We start from the raw sequence: 17,565 nt of genomic DNA, 5'->3' as shown, positions 1-17,565 counted from the left end.
ATCGATCCCGCCCCGGAAATTGGGGGCAGAGGAATCATCGGCGCAGGGGAAACGACCTAATTGCGGGTTGAGGTGGACATCACTTCGAAATCAGGCTATGGCGGAGCAACAAATCTCTGTAAGGTGACGCAACGCTGGCCTCTTTGGGCCAGTGTCCTTGGCCCATCCCAGCTTTCGAGGTATTCATCACCATGACGCTGTTCAACATCGCGACCGGCAGCCCCACCGACTTCCTCTTCACCATCCTGAAGACCCTGTGCACCATGTCGAGCGGCGGCGCCTCCTGCGCCACCTGGGGCGCGTAAACCGCGGTCACGACGTTCGGGGAGTACCCCTCACAGCCGGCGGATCGCGCCGGGTGTGAGGGGTTCGTCCAAGAGACGGCGAAAACGCTCGGACCGATCTTCCGGATCGGTTGCCCGGTCCAGCCACCCTCCCAGCAATCGATACCCCTCCACATACGTGGAGATATAGGCCCGCCACAGCGGCGATGACAGGAATCGCAGCGATTGCGCGGCCCGCTCCGGGGTGACCAGACTCCAGCGCTGCAGAAATTCCGACACCTCGCCGGCGTCACGCCGGCGATCGTGCAGCAGCAGCGCGGCATCCTGGCGCACGCTCATCAGATTCGCGGACGCGTTCGAAATCCTTTCGGCGCGTTCGCCATCGAAGCGCAGCCCCAGGTCCGCGTAGATCTCCTGCGCCCAGCGGCCCCAGCCCGGGCCGACGATCGACTTCAGGGCCAGATCGGCCAACCCCTCCGCCATCAGGCACTGCGGGGTGTTCACCAGGAACAGCGTCTGCTCGGCCTGCCCCGCACCCACCAGCCCGGCCTCTTTCCGGCAGTGCTCGGTGTGATGACCCGGGTAGGACTCGTGCGCGATCAGCTGCGGCAACTGCGACATGTGCTGCTTGAGATCGGAATTGATGGCCACCCGGGATTGGTAGTTGCCCAGGTAATAGTTGAAGCCCGACCACGGCTTGTCGCCCACCACTTCGTATTCCACGTGCTCGTTGTCCGGCAGCGGATAGCGGTCGCGGACGAGTTCCCGCAGCGCGCCGGAGAAGGCCGCCACGCATTCCTTCAGGCGTTCGGGCGGAATCTCGTCCTGGCGGCGGTGCAAGGTAATGCGGTCGAGCAGTTCGCCGTCACCCGGCAGCACCTCGTCCAGTTGCCGGTGCGCCTCGCGGTAGTTCTCGGTATCGGCGGGGGTGATATCGACGTCGAAGTAAGCGCGGACCTCGTCGACGAAGTTGATCTCCTCCCCGGCGAATTTGCGACCCGAGCATTCCATTGCCCGCAGGTGCGCCTCCAGGAATTCGACGCGTTCCGCGGGGAGGCCCGCCTCGGGCAACTCCTTGCGCAGCGCGGCGGCCCGGTGCGCGATGTCGCGCGGCTCCGGCGCGACCGCGTTCTCCACCTCGCGGCGCAGGGCGGGATCGCCGGTATAGGCGTCCACGAAACCCTCTTCGAGCCGGTCGAATGCCAGACCCAGCCGCAGATATTCGGTGACCAGTGGATGCGCTCTGTTCAATTTGCCCTCCGCTTCGCTCCGGGCGGGTTCGCGGCCCGGGAGGTCTCGATTCTTCCCTCCCTCCGCTCCCCCGCTCCACTCGGTCCAGAATCGAGACGGGCCGCGAACCATTATGTGCTTCAGCCGGCCGTATCAGCCTGTCGTGCAACCTCACCGGACACACCCGGGGACTGAGATGTTGCCCATCTCACTCAGGTTACCGACGAGTAGCAACACCTGGTGTTCACCCGGATGTTGGAGCCGAGCACAATTCGGCTATGCGTGGAGTGTTGGCCGGATCGCCGGGCACGGCGACGATGCGGCTTCCCGAGAGCTGTTGTTGCCGACCGGCCCGAATGCGGGGACACGAGTCTCGAGTGCGGGGACACGAATAATGGCGCGGATGAGCGAGCCCAGCCCCTATGTGGAATTCGACCGCAAGCAGTGGCGCACCCTGCGCAAGTCGACTCCCCTGGTGCTCACCGAGGAAGAACTGATCGGCCTGCGCGGTCTGGGTGAGCAGATCGACCTCGAGGAGGTGGCCGAGGTCTACCTCCCCCTGGCCCGTCTCATCCACCTCCAGGTCGCGGCCCGGCAACGCCTGTTCGCCGCCACCGCCACCTTCCTCGGCGAGACCCACCCGGATCGTCAGGTGCCGTTCGTCATCGGTGTGGCAGGCTCGGTGGCCGTCGGCAAGTCCACCACCGCGCGTGTGCTGCAGGCGCTGCTGGCGCGCTGGGACCACCATCCGCGGGTGGATCTGGTCACCACCGACGGATTCCTGTACCCGACAGCCGAACTCACCCGGCGCGGCATCATGCATCGCAAGGGCTTCCCGGAGTCCTACGACCGGCGCAAGCTGCTGCGCTTCGTCACCGAGGTGAAATCCGGTGCGCACGAGGTGTGCGCACCCGTCTACTCGCACATCGCCTACGACATCGTGCCCGGCGAATACCACTGCGTGCGCCAGCCCGACATTCTCATCGTCGAGGGCCTGAACGTGCTGCAGACCGGGCCGCGGCTGATGGTGTCGGACCTGTTCGACTTCTCGGTCTATGTCGACGCCCGCATCGAGGACATCGAGAACTGGTACGTGCAGCGCTTCCTGTCGCTGCGCAAGACCGCCTTCCAGGATCCGAATTCGCACTTCCACCACTACGCGAACTTCAACGACCAGGAAGCCACCAACCAGGCCAAGGAAATCTGGCACAACACCAACCGCCCGAATCTGGTGGAGAACATCCTGCCGACGCGCCCGCGCGCGACGCTGGTGCTGCGCAAGGACTCCGACCACTCCATCAATCGTTTGCGGCTCCGGAAACTCTGAGCTCCCCCCGCCTCCCCGAGACTTCAGCGGGCTCCCCCGCCTCCCCGAGACTTCAGCGGACAGCTTGGTGCCGTCGGCAGTTTCGTATCCGTGCCGGCGGCTGGGAGCCGAACCTATTTTGGCCGTACCCGGCGAGTTACCCTCGCGTCACGAAATCAGCCGTCACGTTGGTTCATAGCTTCCAGGCGTTGGTTCATAGCTTCCAGGCGGCGTCGAGTCTCGCGGCGACGTCGATATCGGTGGCTGCCTGGATGTGCGGTTTGCAGATCTCCGTGGTGATGTAGCGGGCGACGAAGCGGCGGATCTCGTGATCGACGCTGGCGAGAATGCGCAGCAATTCCCCGCGGCGGGTCGCGCTGGCGACATTGATGCGGACATTGCTGGGCTGCGGCTCGGCGATTTCGATGAGCACCCGGAGGGGCTCCGCGGTGCGGACGGTCAGGTGCAGGTGAACGGTGCCGTCCACCCGGAACGGATACCGATCCACCGCCAGGTCGATGAGCAGGTCGACCTTCAGCGGGATCACCAGGTCGAACGAAATCAGGTCGTCCACTTCGCGATTCAGCCGTGACTGCCCGAGCCGCACGGTGGCCGAGAGTTTCGCGAGCTTGCCGGGGCCCGCCCCGATCGGCCCGAACTCGAACGCCTCCCCCGTGAGCTTCTCGAACGCCCCGGTTATCCGCTCGGTGGAGGCGGCGTACTCCAGGAATCGGCGGCCGAAGTCCTCGTAGCTGATGTACGGCACCGCCACGACCTGGCTTTCGGCCGGGCCACTCAGCCCTTCACGCAGCTCGCTCATACTCCCCGACGGTACGGTAGCGACCGTCCCGCGAACACGGAAGCCATTGCACTGCAATGGAACCGTTGATTCGCTGTGTTCTACGCCCCGAAGCGGCGGTGCCGCGCCGCGTAATCGCGCAGGGCGCGCAGGAAATCCACGCGCCGGAATTCCGGCCAGTACGCCTCGGTGAACCAGATCTCCGAATACGCGCTCTGCCACAACAGGAATCCCGACAGCCGCTGCTCACCGGAGGTGCGGATGACGAGATCGGGGTCGGGCTGGCCGGAGGTGTAGAGGTGCTGGCCGATGGCGTCGACGGTGATGGACTGGACCAGATCCTCGCCGGTCTCGCCCGCGTCCATCTCCTGGCGGACCAGCGAGCGCACCGCGTCGGCGATCTCCTGGCGGCCGCCGTAACCGATCGCGACATTCACGTGCACGCCGGTGCGGCCCTCGGTGCTCTTGGCCGCCTCGCTCAGGCGGCGGGCCATCTCGGCGGGCAGCTGGTCCAGGGCGCCCACGATGCGGACGCTCCAATTCTGTTCCGGCGCAGACAGTTCGTCGACGACGTCGGTGATGACCTCGAAGAGGGTCTCCAGCTCGTCGGAGTCGCGCCGCAGGTTCTCGGTCGAGAGCAGGTACAGGGTGACCATCTCGATGCCGGCCTCGCCGCACCAGCCGACGAGCTCGGCGATCTTCAACGCGCCGACGCGGTGACCGTGCGAGATATCGCTGAACCCGTTCTCCCGGGCCCACCGTCGGTTGCCGTCACACATCACGGCCACATGCCGCGGATGTTGTTTGCCTGCCAGCTGCTTGGCCAGCCGTGCCTCGTATATGCGATATGGGAGTCCACGCACCTGACTCGCAACCTTCACGGCCGCAACCCTACGCCCCCGGAATGGATGGCGGAGCGACCGGGACACATGAGCGAAACACCGGAGGCCGTTAGTGACGGCACCCACAGTGCGGGCACCCATCCACTAACCTACGCTACCGTAGGTTACCGAGGAGGAACTTATGTCCGACACTGCGCCGCACTCCGCCCCGGTGGCGGACGTCCTCGATACCGTTCGGGAAGAGCTGGCGCTGATCAAGCCACGCATGCGCGGGTGGATCCACGCCTGGGCCGTGGGTGTGGCCGCCATCGCCGTGATCGTCCTGGTGTCGGTGGCGAGCTCGGTGTCGGCGAAGGCCGCCTGGTCGACGCTGGTCTACGGGGTCACGGTGTGCGGGGTCTTCGGGATCAGTGCGACCTATCACCGGGTGAACTGGAAGACCGCGCGGGCCCGCATGTGGATGAAGCGGGCGGATCACTCGATGATCTTCCTCTTCATCGCGGGCAGCTACACGCCGTTCGCTCTGCTCGGCGTACGCGGCAGCGCGGGCACCGTCCTGTTGGCCATCGTGTGGGCGGGGGCGCTGGCCGGGGTAGCACTGAAGATGCTGTGGCCCACGGCCCCCCGATGGGTGGGGGTGCCGCTGTATCTGCTGCTCGGGTGGGCCATCGTCCCGGTGGCCGGGACGCTCATCCACCATGCCGGCTGGACGCCGGTGCTCTTGCTGCTCGCGGGCGGCATCGCCTACAGCGTGGGCGGGATCCTGTACGCGTCGCGCTGGCCGGACCCGTGGCCGGAGGTCTTCGGGCATCACGAGTTCTTCCATGCCGCAACGGTGGTCGCGGCGCTCTGCCACTACGTTGCCGTCTGGTTCGTGCTGTTGCGCTGATCCGAGCAATTACTCACAAACGTGCAATCTGGGGCGAAAGGTCTCTAAAGTCTGCGACGTGACCAGCAGACTCATCCTGTGGGCGCTGCGTGCGCCGGGTGGTCTGTCTGCGGTCGTCATGGCGTGCAATCTCGGCGGTCTCGCGGTGATCACCACCGAGCTGTTCCTGAGCGGTTTCCTGAGCCGGCTCGGACCGGATTGGATGACCGCCTTCATTCAGGTGTCGATCTATCCGGCCCTCGGCGCGCTGGTCGGCATCATGCTCGCGGTGCGGGACCGTCACCATTACTTCAGCTGGCTGGACCAGCGCCGGCCGCCGACCGAGCTCGAGGCGAGACGGCTGCTGCGCCTCCCGATCGCGATCTCGGGACGGGCGCTGGCCATCTGGCTGCCGGGCGTGTTCGTGGCGGCCGCCGTCTTCGCGCATGCCACCGAGGACCGCAGCTTTCCGGTGGTGCTGTCCATGTTCACGCTGGGCGGGCTGGAGTCGGCGGCGCTGACCTACCTGATCGTGGACCGGCTCATCCGGCCGACCATTCCGGTGGTGGCCGAGGTGCTGGACGAGACCTCGCACTGGAGCAATACCGTGCTGGCCCGGGTGCTGGTCACCTTCGCGGTCGCGGGCGCGGTGCCGCTGGGCATGGTGATCACCGTGCTGGCGGACCCGTCCACCGATGCCCAGGACCGCATTCGAACCGGCATCTACATGGCCATCGTCGGGCTGTCCGCGGGCGTGGTGGCGACGGCCGCGCTGGCGCGCGCGGTCGCCACGCCGATGCACACATTGCGCGCCGCGCTGGATCGGATCACGCACGGCGATCTCGAGGCCCGGGTGACGATCAACAGCACCAGCGAGATCGGGCGGCTCGAACACTCGGTGAACGAGCTGGCCGCCAATCTCAGTGAGCGCGAACGCATGCGGACCGTCTTCGACCGGCACGTGGGCACCGAGGTGGCCGAGCGGGCGCTGTCGGGCAGCCCCAGTCTGACCGGCGACATGCGGGTGGCGACCGCGCTGTTCGTGGACGTGACCAGCTCGGTCGCCATGGCCACCGAGCTCGCCCCGCACGATTTCGTGGCCAAGCTGAATCGGCTGCTGTCGATCGTGGTGGCGGCGACCGAGGACAATCAGGGCCTGGTCAACAAGTTCGAAGGCGATGCGGCGCTGTGCATTTTCGGCGCGCCCATGGCGCTCGACGACAATGCCACCCCCGCGCTGCGGGCCGCCCGCCGCATCCGCGACGAGGTAGCTGCGCTGGGCGAGCTCGATGTGGGCATCGGCATCGCGCGCGGGCTGGTGTTCGCCGGCGATGTCGGCACCGACACCCGGCTGGAGTTCACCGTCATCGGCGACGCCGTCAACGAGGCCGCCCGCCTCACCACCGAGGCCAAGCTGGTGCCACGCCGCATTCTGGCCAGTCAGGCGGTCATAGACGCCGCCTGCGACGCCGAGCGCACGCAGTGGATCCTGCACGACACTCTCCACCTCCGCGGCCGCAGGGAACCCACTCCGGGCTGGACCGACGTGGTGTCCCCCGCAGCGCCCCACCGCAACGGCAGCGCCCCGAAGGCCGGCCCCCGACCGGCCGCACCCCCATCTTCGGAGTCCGTCGACCGGGCCGCGGATCGCTAATCATCGACCCGCGCAAGGGTCGCCCCTGCACCCGGCGGGACCTGGCAATACTCCGGTGAAAAACATGAACCGAACATCTCCGGGACTGTAAGACCGCCCGGGTCGGGCGGCAACGGATTAAGCACCGGCAGCACCCGTCGAATCGCGGTGTCGTACCTGAGGACTGGGCGCATGTCGTACTCACGGGGGATTCGGTGCGGACCGGGGCGCCGGACAGTAACGCTATGAATGAAATCGGCGCGTTCGAGCGGACTTCGGCGGCGGTGTGGGCGCGGCCGGACCGGGCGGTACTGGCTTATCGAGCGATCGTGGTCGCGCTGATCGCGGGCGTGGCCGAGACGTTGGGACGCGTCGCGCTCGCCCTCGATGAACCCGGGGTCCACGTGCAGGGCATCGCATTCGGGCTGCTGATGCGGGCGGCGATCTACCTGACGGTCTTCGCGCTCGCGGCCCGGATGCTGGCCGGAAACCTGTGGGCACGGCGGGTTCTCGTGGTGGGGTTGGGCACCCTCGGCCTCGCTTCACTGGCGGTGGAACCGCTGCGGGCAGTCCTGACGGCCGAGCACCCCGGTGACCTCTGCACGCACTGGACCCCGAATGCGGTGATACTCGGGCTGTTGCGCACCGCCCACATCATCGCGGTGTTGGTCGCGGTGCCCGCCGCGGTCACGGCCGGGCGCCGCGTCGACAGCGCGACCTGAACGCCGGCCGTGCCGGGCAGCGGCGATCAGGCGGTGGGCGGGGGCCGCAGTCCGGCGCGCACATCCTCGACCGTGGTGACCGGGAGATCGCAGACCGAGCCGCGGCAGATGTAGGCGGCAGAGGTGTCACGCACCGGGGGCCGGTCGGCCAGCAGCGGCTGGGAGCCGACGGGGCCGGAGACGATCACCGACCCGCCCGGGGCGGCGGCGCGGGCGGCCGCCACCAGCGTTGCGGCCCAGCCGGATTCACCGTCCGGTCCATCCACCACGGCCACCTGGATCGGACCGCGCAGGGCGGCCTCGGCGACGGCGAGCCAATGGCCGGCCGAGCGGGGTGCGCGAGCCAGCAGCACCGCGCCTCGGGTCAAAGTGTGATCGGCCAACTGCCGGTAGCGGTCGGCTCGCACGGGGTCGGTGAGGGCGGCTGCGGTGAGCAGTGCCTCCGCCAGAACCGAAGTGCCGGAGGGGGTTGCGCCGTCCAGCGGGTCACGCGGCCGGGTCAGCAGGGTCTCGGCGTCGTCGGCGGTGTCGAACCAGCTGCCGGAAATTTCCGGATCGGCGAAGTGGGTGATGGCGGCGTCCAGCAGATCCTGCGCCGCGTCCAGCCAGTCACCCTCGGCGGTCTGGTGCAACGCGAGCAACCCCAGCGCCAGCCACGCGTAATCCTCCAGCACACCCGGCGCCGCGCCGGCCACACCACCCAGTGAGGCACGGCAGACCCGACCGCCGGTCACGTGGGTGTCGAGCAGGAAGCGGGCGCACCGGACGGCGGCCGTGATCCACTCCGGATGTCCGTGTGCCGCACCGGCTTCCGCGAGCGCGACAATGGCCATGCCGTTCCAGGCGGTGACCACCTTGTCGTCCCGCTCCGGCTGCGGGCGATGGGAACGGGCGGTCGACAGATTCGCCCGGATCGCCTCGAACCGCTCGTAATCGGCCGGTTTCGGATCGCTGTACCGGGTCGGCACCGAGGTGCCGTGCTCGAAAGTGCCCGCCGTGGTGACATTGAAAACCTCTGCCGCCCAGGCACCGTCGAGCGCACCGAGCACACCGTTGAGTTCGGCGGGCGTCCACACGTACGTGGCTCCCTCCACCCCCGGCCCGCCCGGTTCCAGGTGGGTGTCCGCGTCCAGCGCCGAGGCGAAGGCCCCCTGCTCGGTACCGAGGTCGTTCAGCAGGAATTGCACGGTCTCGCGAGTCACCCGCAGCGCCAGCGGTTCCCACGCACCCGTCACACGCTCACCGGCCGACTCGTCATCCCGCCGCCGAGCCAGATGCGCGTACACGCGCAGCAGCTGCGCATTGTCGTAGAGCATCTTCTCGAAGTGCGGCACCACCCACGCCGCATCCACCGAGTACCGCGCGAAGCCACCGCGCAGCTGGTCGTAGATGCCGCCGCGCGCCATCGACTCACAGGTGAACGAAACAGCCTGCAGCACAGTCGGATTACCGGTCAGCTCGTAATGCCGGAGCAGTCCCTCCAGCAAAGCCGACGGCGGAAACTTGGGCGCGCCCCCGAACCCCCCGTGCCGCCCGTCCACATCCTTCAACACCGCACCGACCGCATGCTCGAGCAACTCCGGCCCGACCCCGATCTCCGCATCCGGCAACCCCGCGGTCTGTTGCCGCAGCGCATCGGACACCTGCGCCGCCGCCGTGTTCACCTCGTCGCGCCGGTTCCGCCAGGTCTCGCCCACCGCCGTCAGCACCTGCGTGAACGACGGCATCCCGTGCCGCGGTGTCTTCGGGTAATACGTCCCGCAATAGAACGGCTCCCTCTCCGGCGTCAGGAAGCAGGTCATCGGCCACCCACCCTGCCCCGTCATGGCCACGGTGGCATTCATGTACACCGCGTCCAGATCCGGCCGCTCCTCCCGATCCACCTTGATGCACACGAAGTTCTCGTTCATGACTGCCGCTGTGGCCTCGTCCTCGAACGACTCGTGCGCCATCACATGACACCAGTGTTTGTTCGGCCGAAGCTACCAATGGCAGGATGCGTACCCCACTGAAAGAAGAATGGGTACGTCCCGCCTGGTTGCTTCTGCCATCGCCTCCTCTCCCCACTCCTGCCAGTGCACCGGGTTTCCGGCGTGCTGGCGCAGGTAGGGCGACGTGGCACCACCTAATCGGTTCATGTCCGCCAGCCTTCCACACCGGCCAGCTTCATTCCAGACAGCAAGACAAGCGACGCGCAGCCGAGCTCGCACCGGACCGTCAGCAGCGGTAGTAGAACAGCCGCGCCGCCAACTGCGCCCTCCCCGACTCGTGCGCCATCACATGAAAAGTCCGGATCTGCGCTCCCGACATCCGGTCCGTTGACCGTCATCACACCGCAGTCCAATTCCATGTCATACCAAGGTATTACATCGAACGAGAATCCGGTTGATAGCTTCGATTCGTCACTCCCCGCCCTCGACATACCGAGCAGTTCCCACTGGGGTCGAAGCCCCGATCGGCATCGGTCGGCCGGCATCGAGGATGGGCGAAGTTGGCATCGCCGACTCAGCTCTCAGGAAGATTCATGACGAAACCAGCCTCGGTCCCCGCGTCGGTTCAACGATCATCGCGGCGTAGCGCCGACGATTACGCTCGCCTGTTGCGCCGGGTTACCGAGGCGGGACTGATGAACCGGCGGCCTCTCTACTACGCGGTCCGGCTCAGTCTCGTCGGGATCGCGTTCACGGCCGGTTGGGCGGCGTTCGTCCTTCTCGGCGACTCGTGGTGGACGCTCATGGTCGCGGCGTTCATGGCCGTGACGTGCGCTCAGGTCGCCCTCGTCATGCACGATGTCGCGCACCGCCAAGTCTTCCGGCTGCGGCGGCCCACCGAGGTAGTGGGCCGAATCGTTGGCAATGCCGGCATCGGCCTGGGGTACGGCTGGTGGCAGGACAAGCACACTCGGCATCACGCCAACCCGAACCACGAGGAACTCGACCCCGATGTCGCGCCCGACATTCTGGTCTGGTCCCAACGGCAGGCGCGGGCCAGCCGCGGGCTGCCTCGTCTGATCGCGAAAGCACAAGCCTTCCTATTCTTCCCACTGCTGATGCTGGAGGGCCTGAACCTCCATGTGGCGGGCGTCCGGGCGCTCAAAAATCGATCGGTCAAACACCGCGGGCTGGAGGGCGCGCTGCTGTTCGGCCACTTCATCGCCTATCTGGCAGCGCTGTTCGCGGTTCTGCCCGCCGACAAAGCCATCGCGTTCCTCGCTGTCCACCAAGCGTTGTTCGGCCTGTACATGGGCTGCATCTTCGCCCCGAACCACAAGGGCATGCCGACTCTGACCGGCGACGACCGCCCCGACTTCCTCCGTCGACAGGTGCTGACCTCCCGCAACGTGCGGGGCGGCGTCTTGACCGACCTCGCCCTCGGCGGACTCAACTACCAGATCGAGCACCACTTGTTCCCGAGCATGCCGAGTCCGAACCTGCGTCACGCCCAGGTGATCGTCCGCGACTACTGCTCGGAAATCAGCGTGCCCTACCACGAGACGGGCCTGATCTCCTCTTACCGCGAGGCCCTGAAGCACCTGCACAGCGTCGGCGCACCCCTCCGCACCACCGACCGAGCGCAGATCGCCGGATGAGAGTTACTACGCCGCACCGCATCTCACGCCCGAAACCCGCTCATGTCCGCAGCCCCTCACGTCGAGGTCGAAATCCATTGTTCGATAGTGGAATTGACCTCCTGTGGACGCTCGAGCCCGACCCAGTGCCCGGCGTCGAGCATGACCTCGGTGAGGTTGCGGCAGTGCTCGCGCATCGGGTGCGCCAGGGCCGATTGCGCGGTGTCGGCGACCGTGTCGTAGCGCGCTCCGATGAACAGGGCCGCTACCTCGAGGTTGCCGTCGGCGGGCGAGGTATCGCTGTAGGCGAGATTGTCGGCGTGATTGAGGTAGTAGGCCGAAGCGCCGGAGAAGCCGTTGCGGACGAACGAGGCACGCAGTTCGTCGAACAGCTCCGCGTCGAGTACCCGTTCGTCGAGCGGGAGGTCCGGGACCGCTTCGGCGCCGCCGAACCAGCCGCCGCCACGGGTCACTGTCGAGGTGACACCGGGTTTACCGGCATCGTCAGGATTCCCGCTGCGATAGAACGCCTTCAGCGTGCGCCCGGGGTCGGCGCCGAACAGCGCCGTCACGCGGTCGGAATGCCGCTCGTAGTACCGCATGTAGTCGAATTGGGCATCCGGGTACCGGTTTTCGGGGTAGATGTCGCGGTTGACGTAGCGCAGCATGTCGTCGATCCCGCGCTCGAGGGTGCGATACGGCACCGACAGGCTGACCACGCCGGAACAGATGCCCGGATGGTGCGCAGCCAGACTCCACACCGTCGCGCTCCCCCAATCGTGACCGACCCAGATCGCCCGATCACGCCCCAGATGAGCGAGCAGGGCCACCATGTCGCCGACGAGATGACGCTGCGCGTAGGCGGTCCGATCGGCCGGAATCGCCGAATCCCCATACCCGCGCATATCCGGGGCCACCACTCGGAACCCCCGGGCAGCGAAGTAGTCGAGTTGCGCCTGCCACGTCCGCGCGGTGGCGGGCCAACCATGAACGAAGACGATCAACGGCCCGTCGGAAGGACCGGCGTCCAGATACGAGAGGGAGCCGACGGAACTCCGATTCACCATCGTTGTCACCGCAGGAATTCCCGGACGTGGCGGCCGAACAGGTGGGCGTGCTGGAAGTGGAACGCGTGCCCGCTATGCGGATAGAGCACCAGGTAGGCATTCGGGATCCGTTGTGCGAGAACGTATGCCTCGTAGGAAGAGACCATGACATCGTGAATTCCGTTGGCGGCCAGAGTAGGCGCGGTGATCTCCGAGAGGTGCGGCAGCGCCGAGTCGGCCCCGGAGGCATAGGCGGCGATCGCGGCCTGCTGCGCCTTCACCGCGTCGACTCCGACCACTGACCTCGACGCGAGCAGACGCCGATCCAACCGGCGCAGCGACGCCAGACCCGCCGCGCGCGCTTCGCCGGTTTCGGGGTAGAAGAGGTACAGGAAATCCTCGTCGTCATTGACGTCCTTGCCCGCCACCTGCCACACCTTCGCCGGAGCCTTGGGTGCGTCCGGCACCGCGCCCGGACCGCACCCGGCCAGTACGAGTTTGCGCACCGATTCGGGATGTTTCAGCGCCAGCCATTGCGCCACACCGCCGCCCATCGACCAGCCCAGCACGTCGTATCGAGCGATCCCGAGCGCGGCCATGAACCCGGCGGCCGCGTCCGCCATCGCGGGAATCGAGTCGCGCGCCGTACCACCGGACGCGCCGATCCCCGGGCTGTCGAACACGATCACCCGACGCTCGGACGCCAAGTCATCGAGCAGTTCGGGGTCCCAGTGATCCATCGTTCCCCGGAAACGCTGAGTCAGCACCACCGGCGGCGCGCTCGCGGCACCCAGCGATCGATAGGCGATGTTCTCACCGCCAACGTCCACGAATTGGGTAATGGCTCCGGCAGATACCGATGTCGACATGAGGTCCTCCCGATCCGGCATGGCCCATGTGGCCACGCTTCAAGGTGTCTAACTATATATCACTATAGCCAGATCGCTGGAAGAGATCAGGCCGATGAACTCGCCGCTCCACAGGAATCTCGCCGATCCATCGGTGGTGGAGCGGCACCCTGCTCGGGGTAGCCGTTGATCTGCGCCGGTTCGACCGCCATCTCGCGGCCGATCCTGGGCCAGGCTGCCACGAGCAGGTCGGCCGCCAGGGCGGCGCCTGTGAGGGGTTGCAGTGCGGTCTGTTCGACGCCGCCACCGTCGCCCAGGAAGACGACGTCCGGTGCCAGCCGGTCGAGCAACTCGATATATCGGCATCTTTGTTTCGCGGTACCGTTCGGAAACGGTGCGCGCACCGTAAGGTGAGTGGAAGACGAAGTCGGCTCGAGTCATTCGGATTCGGTAACCCGGCTAACGGGCGGGAAGTGTTCATATGACCTCTGCGCGACAGACCACCCTCCGCCACGAGCAGAGCGAATTCAGCATGGCACGGGCCGCCGAGAAGGCCGCATGCGAGAAGCGGAACGCCATGGCCGCCCATACCGTCGCGAGTCACGCCCTCGATGCCGCGGACTGCGCACATCTGCTCCAGATGCTCGGCCTCGACGCCGGGAGCCACGAGCAGTAGCGGCCGACTACCGCGGTCGACCGTTCCGTCGGAGTCACAAGGTCTTCCGCCAGCAAATCGGATTCGCACCAGAATTCCACCACCGCATGCCTTTTCACGGACTGGCTGCGGCGGCCTCCGCGCCTCCCTAAGTCGTAATGGTATGGCCAGGAATTGTTTTCGCATGAATTCGACCAGCCACCACCGAACTCGTTCCGCCCCAACTATATTGCGAATCTTCCCGTGCAGCAGATTCGTCACGTTTGTCGGGCCCGAAATCCGGGGACCGGCCACGTCTGGATCGACGTCCTGCCCGGCTCGCTGGTGGCCGCACTCGGCACGTCGGCCGAAGGCCGACAATTTCCAGCTCGCCGCCCGCTGCTCCGGGCCGACCTCGGGACTACTCGACAGCGGCTACCCGATGCCTCGGGTCATCCGCGCCGACTGACCTGGTCCGACGGGTACCCCACCCCCGCTGGGCCGTTCGCCCGCACCGGCGATCATGCGCCCGCCCGCCGGGTGCATGATGGGGCGCATGCTTCCCACCGACCGCCTGCACCAGGTCGACCGGCGCCCCGCCGTGATCGATACGCCGCTCGGCACCGTCGTGTTCGCCGTCGCGCTCGGCTCGGAACAGGTACCGACCGGTCCAGATACCGTGTGGCGCTTGGCGAACGGCTCGCACCTGCACCGCTGGCGGCACCGGGACGCCACGGTCGATCTGCTTCTCGGCCGCATCGAGATGCCGGCCTGGGACGGCGGCGCGGCCGTACCCATGTGGGCGGGAATCTGGCAGGTGCAGGCGCATTCGGCGGTGCCCGCCCTGTCCTTCGCGGCCGAACTGACCGATCTGTCCGCGGACACGTTCTGTGGTCCCGACTCGGGTGAATGCCTCGCGGCCGTGACCGCCGAGAACGACCACTTCTCGGTGTCGATCGGCGGTCCGGATTCCGAACTGCTGGCCATGCAGGCCGCGGACGGCCGGCTGATGCCCGCCGACTGGGCGGACCAACTGCCCGCTGACGGCAACGACGACAACTCCGAATACGGTGTGCGCTACCTGGATCCGGCCGGAATCCAGTGGCGGCTACCCGGTCTCGCCACCATGGAGGTGGCCCGGCTGTGCATTGCGACCGCCTGGTGTCCCCGCGACGACGACCGGCCCGCGGCCTGGTTCGCGGTCGACATCCCCCTCGACACCGCCTACCTCCACCTCACCACCGACCGCCCCTGACCGGCGCCGGCTACCCGGAATCCGAACCGGTGGCCGCCCACCGGCGGAACTCGTCCGGGGATTGCCCCGCCTGACGGCGGAACGCCCGCCGCAGAGCCCTCGGGTCGGTGTAGCCGAGCCGGGCCGCGATCGCGTAGGTGGGGAGATCGGTGCCGCGCAACAGATCCGACGCGTGTTCGTAGCGGACCGTGCCGACCTCGGCGCGCCAGCTGGTGCCCAGCGCCTGCAGACGACGTTGCAGAGTGCGCGGGCTGACGGCGAGCCGGGCGGCGACCTGGTCGAGTTCGAGTTCGCCGCACGCCATCGCCTCGCGCAGCACCGCGCGGATCCTGCCGATCGGGCTGGGCGCGGGACGCGCACTGGCGAGCAGCAGTTCCGCGTAGCCGCGATGGATCCGGCCCAGATTCGGGTCGCCCCCGGTGGGCAGGGCCGCCGCGTCGCGGAAAGTCAGCTCGGAGTGCGGGGCCTCGAAGCAGATCCGGTTGGTACCGAACGCCTCGACGAGGTGCCGGTGATTACGTGGCGCGCGGTGCCGGAACGCCACCCGAACCGGAACCAGCGGATGCCCGGTCGCCTCGCGGGCCCGCTGCAGCATCACCGCGAGCGTGAACTCCTCGACCAGCCCCAGGATCGGACCGGGTTCGACGGTCGCGGTATCCCGGACGATGAGCAACCCGCCGCTCTCCAGCACCTCGCCGCCACCGAGCGGATCCGCGACGACGGCGCGCAATTCGACCACGCTGCGCAGGCTTTCGGCCAGCGTCGGCCCGCTCGAGAAGAGGTAATCCCACACCGAAAGGCTCCCCCGCGTGGCCGTGGCCGCCGCACACAGACCTCCAGTCGGCCCCGCGGCCGCGTAGATCAGCTCCCAGACCCGCCACGCCGAGCCGGTCGGAACCCGCACCAGATCGTCGCCGAGCTGATCGGCCCCCAATTCCAGCGCGCTGAAGAGTTGCGGCGCCGCCGCTCCCGCCCGCAGCGCCGCCTCCAGGACCAGGGCCGCCAGCCGAGAGGAAATGGTATTGCCGATCATCGCCGCAGCCTAGCGACCACCGAATACTTCTGAACGGGACCTTCGGAACCAACCGATCTCCACTCGAGACGACCGTAGCTACCCGGCCGCTGACCGGCCCGGCCGCCACCGCATCCGGCGAATTGTCCCGTCCGGTTCCAGAATTGGCACCGGTGGCCCCCGCCGGGCCTGGCGGCTGAAGTCACCTACGTTGTCCGTCCTGTTTCAAAGACCGCACCGCACAGTCTATTTTGGATCCGCGTGTGTTGCACCGCGAGTGCAACACGATGCAACCCTTGCACTCCGACGTCACCCACGGTTGGCTCGAGAGGCCCGGCCCATGGGGACTCCGGGCCGCGGGCCGTCGATGACGCCTCACCCCCGGGATCCTCAATGACCATCCACCCCACCGGTATCCACGCCTCCACCGGTCTTCATCGCCTCTGCTATTTCGGCACGCGCTCGCTGCGGCACGCCCAGTACAGATGGCGGACCCGATGAACGGCGGGGCCGGGCTCGACCCCGACGCACAGGTGATGGACACCGTGCTGCTACCGGGGTATGTGCTGAGCACGATCGGAGTGTGCGAGAACACGCGGCATCGCCTGGCCCTCGCCGCGGACCTACCGGGCTGGCTGTTGACCTCGCCCGAATCCATGGTGCCCAGCGAGCGGTATCTGCGGCTGTGGGAACTCGTCGAACACGAAACCCGTGATCCCGCCATTGCCGTCCGCACCGCACTCGAGTACACGCCGGGACAGCTCGGCATCATCGACTACCTGCTGCTGACCGCGCCCACCCTGGGTGCGGGACTCGCGCTCACCGATCGGTTCATGGACGCGTGCTCGACCAACCGGGAGTTCCGGGCGGTCGCCGACGAGGATCCGGACGGTGTGACAACGGTGTACACCGGCCTGGCCCGGGGTGAGGGCCGCGGCAGCGAGCTGGCCATGCACACCGGTCTGTGCGGGATGATCGTGAAAATGCGCACGGCCACCGGGCGGCACGTGGTGCCGGTAGACGTGCGACTGCGGCAGCGGGCGCCTGCGTGCCAGGCGGAGCTGACGGCGCTCACCGAGCTGTTCGGCACGCCCCGAATCGATTTCGGGGCGGCCACCAACCGGGTCACCTTCCGGAACACCGATCTGGCCCTGCCGCTGCTCCGCGCCGACCCGGTCCTGAACCGAATCCTGGTGCAGCAGGCCGAGATGACGGCGCCGCCGCGCATCACCACCTGGTCCGACCGGCTGCAGCAGGAGCTGGTGTCGATGCTGATCGACGGACCGGTGACCATCGACGCGGTAGCCCGCCGGCTACTGACCGGCCGTCGCACGCTGCAGCGCCGCCTCGCCGAGGAGGGCACCTCGTGGCGGTGCGAACTCGAAAAGGCCCGCAGGCAGCAGGTTCTCGACCAGCCGCTCGGCCTCACCCAGGCCGAGCGCGCCCGCCGCCTCGGCTACTCCGATCCGAGGTCGCTGCGCCGAGCCCAGCAGCGCTGGACGGACGCGAGCTGAAACG

At 67.5% G+C, this 17,565-nt stretch carries 15 protein-coding genes and 1 pseudogene; 8 read left to right on the top strand and 8 right to left on the bottom strand.

Going from position 1 to position 17,565, the window contains the following annotated elements; translation table 11 throughout:
* Positions 1-335: 335 nt before the first annotated feature.
* Positions 336-1,535: a DUF885 domain-containing protein gene (locus ABZ909_RS01945; protein ID WP_356995724.1), complete on the bottom strand. Its 1,200-nt coding sequence runs from the start codon at positions 1,533-1,535 to the stop codon at positions 336-338.
* Positions 1,536-1,908: 373 nt separating this feature from the next.
* Here ABZ909_RS01945 and coaA point away from each other — a divergent pair, with 373 nt between their 5' ends.
* Positions 1,909-2,841 carry a type I pantothenate kinase gene (gene coaA / locus ABZ909_RS01940; RefSeq protein ID WP_354833430.1) on the top strand — a complete coding sequence of 311 codons (933 nt, stop codon included), beginning with the start codon at positions 1,909-1,911 and terminating at the stop codon, positions 2,839-2,841.
* A gap of 193 nt (positions 2,842-3,034) precedes the next feature.
* On the opposite strand, the gene ABZ909_RS01935 is transcribed toward coaA, so the two are convergent.
* Together ABZ909_RS01935 and ABZ909_RS01930 are read right to left on the bottom strand one after the other, a co-directional pair.
* On the bottom strand, positions 3,035-3,640 hold the full coding sequence (locus tag ABZ909_RS01935) for a hypothetical protein (protein ID WP_356995723.1): 606 nt from the start codon (positions 3,638-3,640) through the stop codon (positions 3,035-3,037).
* Positions 3,641-3,720: 80 nt separating this feature from the next.
* Entirely contained in the window at positions 3,721-4,500 is a 780-nt protein-coding gene (locus ABZ909_RS01930; protein ID WP_356995722.1) for an isoprenyl transferase, read from the bottom strand.
* Between the two features lie 142 nt (positions 4,501-4,642).
* On the opposite strand from ABZ909_RS01930, the gene ABZ909_RS01925 reads away from it, so the two are divergent.
* From ABZ909_RS01925 to ABZ909_RS01915, 3 genes are all read left to right on the top strand, one after another.
* A complete protein-coding gene (locus ABZ909_RS01925) occupies positions 4,643-5,350 on the top strand; it encodes a hemolysin III family protein (RefSeq protein WP_356995721.1) in 708 nt (235 codons plus the stop codon).
* 58 nt (positions 5,351-5,408) lie between these two features.
* A complete protein-coding gene (locus ABZ909_RS01920) occupies positions 5,409-6,983 on the top strand; it encodes an adenylate/guanylate cyclase domain-containing protein (protein WP_356995720.1) in 1,575 nt (524 codons plus the stop codon).
* Positions 6,984-7,207: 224 nt separating this feature from the next.
* Positions 7,208-7,684, top strand: coding sequence for a hypothetical protein (locus tag ABZ909_RS01915; RefSeq protein WP_356995719.1), 477 nt, complete (start codon positions 7,208-7,210; stop codon positions 7,682-7,684).
* A gap of 26 nt (positions 7,685-7,710) precedes the next feature.
* On the opposite strand, the pseudogene ABZ909_RS01910 reads toward ABZ909_RS01915, so the two are convergent.
* A pseudogene (locus ABZ909_RS01910) lies at positions 7,711-9,822 on the bottom strand (thioredoxin domain-containing protein).
* A gap of 488 nt (positions 9,823-10,310) precedes the next feature.
* Between ABZ909_RS01910 and ABZ909_RS01905 the strand changes: the two are divergent.
* Positions 10,311-11,273: an acyl-CoA desaturase gene (locus ABZ909_RS01905; protein WP_356995718.1), complete on the top strand. Its 963-nt coding sequence runs from the start codon at positions 10,311-10,313 to the stop codon at positions 11,271-11,273.
* A gap of 56 nt (positions 11,274-11,329) precedes the next feature.
* On the opposite strand, the gene ABZ909_RS01900 is transcribed toward ABZ909_RS01905, so the two are convergent.
* The 3 genes from ABZ909_RS01900 to ABZ909_RS01890 all read right to left on the bottom strand — a co-directional run bounded on the left by ABZ909_RS01900 (position 11,330) and on the right by ABZ909_RS01890 (position 13,496).
* Positions 11,330-12,319, bottom strand: coding sequence for an alpha/beta hydrolase (locus ABZ909_RS01900; protein WP_356995717.1), 990 nt, complete (start codon positions 12,317-12,319; stop codon positions 11,330-11,332).
* 5 nt (positions 12,320-12,324) lie between these two features.
* On the bottom strand, positions 12,325-13,167 hold the full coding sequence (locus tag ABZ909_RS01895; protein ID WP_356995716.1) for an alpha/beta hydrolase: 843 nt from the start codon (positions 13,165-13,167) through the stop codon (positions 12,325-12,327).
* An 86-nt stretch (positions 13,168-13,253) separates the two neighbouring features.
* Positions 13,254-13,496 (bottom strand): hypothetical protein, encoded by a 243-nt coding sequence (locus tag ABZ909_RS01890; protein WP_356995715.1) that lies wholly within the window; start codon positions 13,494-13,496, stop codon positions 13,254-13,256.
* A 131-nt stretch (positions 13,497-13,627) separates the two neighbouring features.
* Here ABZ909_RS01890 and ABZ909_RS01885 point away from each other — a divergent pair, with 131 nt between their 5' ends.
* Positions 13,628-13,822, top strand: coding sequence for a hypothetical protein (locus tag ABZ909_RS01885; protein WP_356995714.1), 195 nt, complete (start codon positions 13,628-13,630; stop codon positions 13,820-13,822).
* Between the two features lie 514 nt (positions 13,823-14,336).
* Positions 14,337-15,035, top strand: coding sequence for a hypothetical protein (locus ABZ909_RS01880; protein ID WP_356995713.1), 699 nt, complete (start codon positions 14,337-14,339; stop codon positions 15,033-15,035).
* A 10-nt stretch (positions 15,036-15,045) separates the two neighbouring features.
* Here ABZ909_RS01880 and ABZ909_RS01875 read toward each other — a convergent pair whose 3' ends face one another.
* On the bottom strand, positions 15,046-16,068 hold the full coding sequence (locus tag ABZ909_RS01875) for a helix-turn-helix domain-containing protein (protein WP_356995712.1): 1,023 nt from the start codon (positions 16,066-16,068) through the stop codon (positions 15,046-15,048).
* A 464-nt stretch (positions 16,069-16,532) separates the two neighbouring features.
* On the opposite strand from ABZ909_RS01875, the gene ABZ909_RS01870 reads away from it, so the two are divergent.
* Positions 16,533-17,561 carry an AraC family transcriptional regulator ligand-binding domain-containing protein gene (locus ABZ909_RS01870; RefSeq protein ID WP_356995711.1) on the top strand — a complete coding sequence of 343 codons (1,029 nt, stop codon included), beginning with the start codon at positions 16,533-16,535 and terminating at the stop codon, positions 17,559-17,561.
* Positions 17,562-17,565 lie beyond the last annotated feature (4 nt).

The sequence above is a fragment of the Nocardia sp. NPDC046763 genome (assembly GCF_040645495.1).
Lineage (GTDB): Bacteria > Actinomycetota > Actinomycetes > Mycobacteriales > Mycobacteriaceae > Nocardia.
The sequence above is the reverse complement of the archived record's forward strand: the minus strand, read 5'-3'. Positions and strand labels throughout refer to the sequence as shown.

Coding starts and splice junctions, on each gene's coding strand:
- ABZ909_RS01870 (WP_356995711.1), top strand. CDS start 16,533: ATGGCGGACCCGATGAACGGCGGGGCCGGGCTCGACCCCGACGCACAG.
- ABZ909_RS01880 (WP_356995713.1), top strand. CDS start 14,337: ATGCTTCCCACCGACCGCCTGCACCAGGTCGACCGGCGCCCCGCCGTG.
- ABZ909_RS01895 (WP_356995716.1), bottom strand. CDS start 13,167: ATGTCGACATCGGTATCTGCCGGAGCCATTACCCAATTCGTGGACGTT.
- ABZ909_RS01875 (WP_356995712.1), bottom strand. CDS start 16,068: ATGATCGGCAATACCATTTCCTCTCGGCTGGCGGCCCTGGTCCTGGAG.
- ABZ909_RS01905 (WP_356995718.1), top strand. CDS start 10,311: ATGAACCGGCGGCCTCTCTACTACGCGGTCCGGCTCAGTCTCGTCGGG.
- ABZ909_RS01915 (WP_356995719.1), top strand. CDS start 7,208: ATGAATGAAATCGGCGCGTTCGAGCGGACTTCGGCGGCGGTGTGGGCG.
- ABZ909_RS01925 (WP_356995721.1), top strand. CDS start 4,643: ATGTCCGACACTGCGCCGCACTCCGCCCCGGTGGCGGACGTCCTCGAT.
- ABZ909_RS01900 (WP_356995717.1), bottom strand. CDS start 12,319: ATGGTGAATCGGAGTTCCGTCGGCTCCCTCTCGTATCTGGACGCCGGT.
- ABZ909_RS01935 (WP_356995723.1), bottom strand. CDS start 3,640: ATGAGCGAGCTGCGTGAAGGGCTGAGTGGCCCGGCCGAAAGCCAGGTC.
- coaA (WP_354833430.1), top strand. CDS start 1,909: ATGGCGCGGATGAGCGAGCCCAGCCCCTATGTGGAATTCGACCGCAAG.
- ABZ909_RS01885 (WP_356995714.1), top strand. CDS start 13,628: ATGACCTCTGCGCGACAGACCACCCTCCGCCACGAGCAGAGCGAATTC.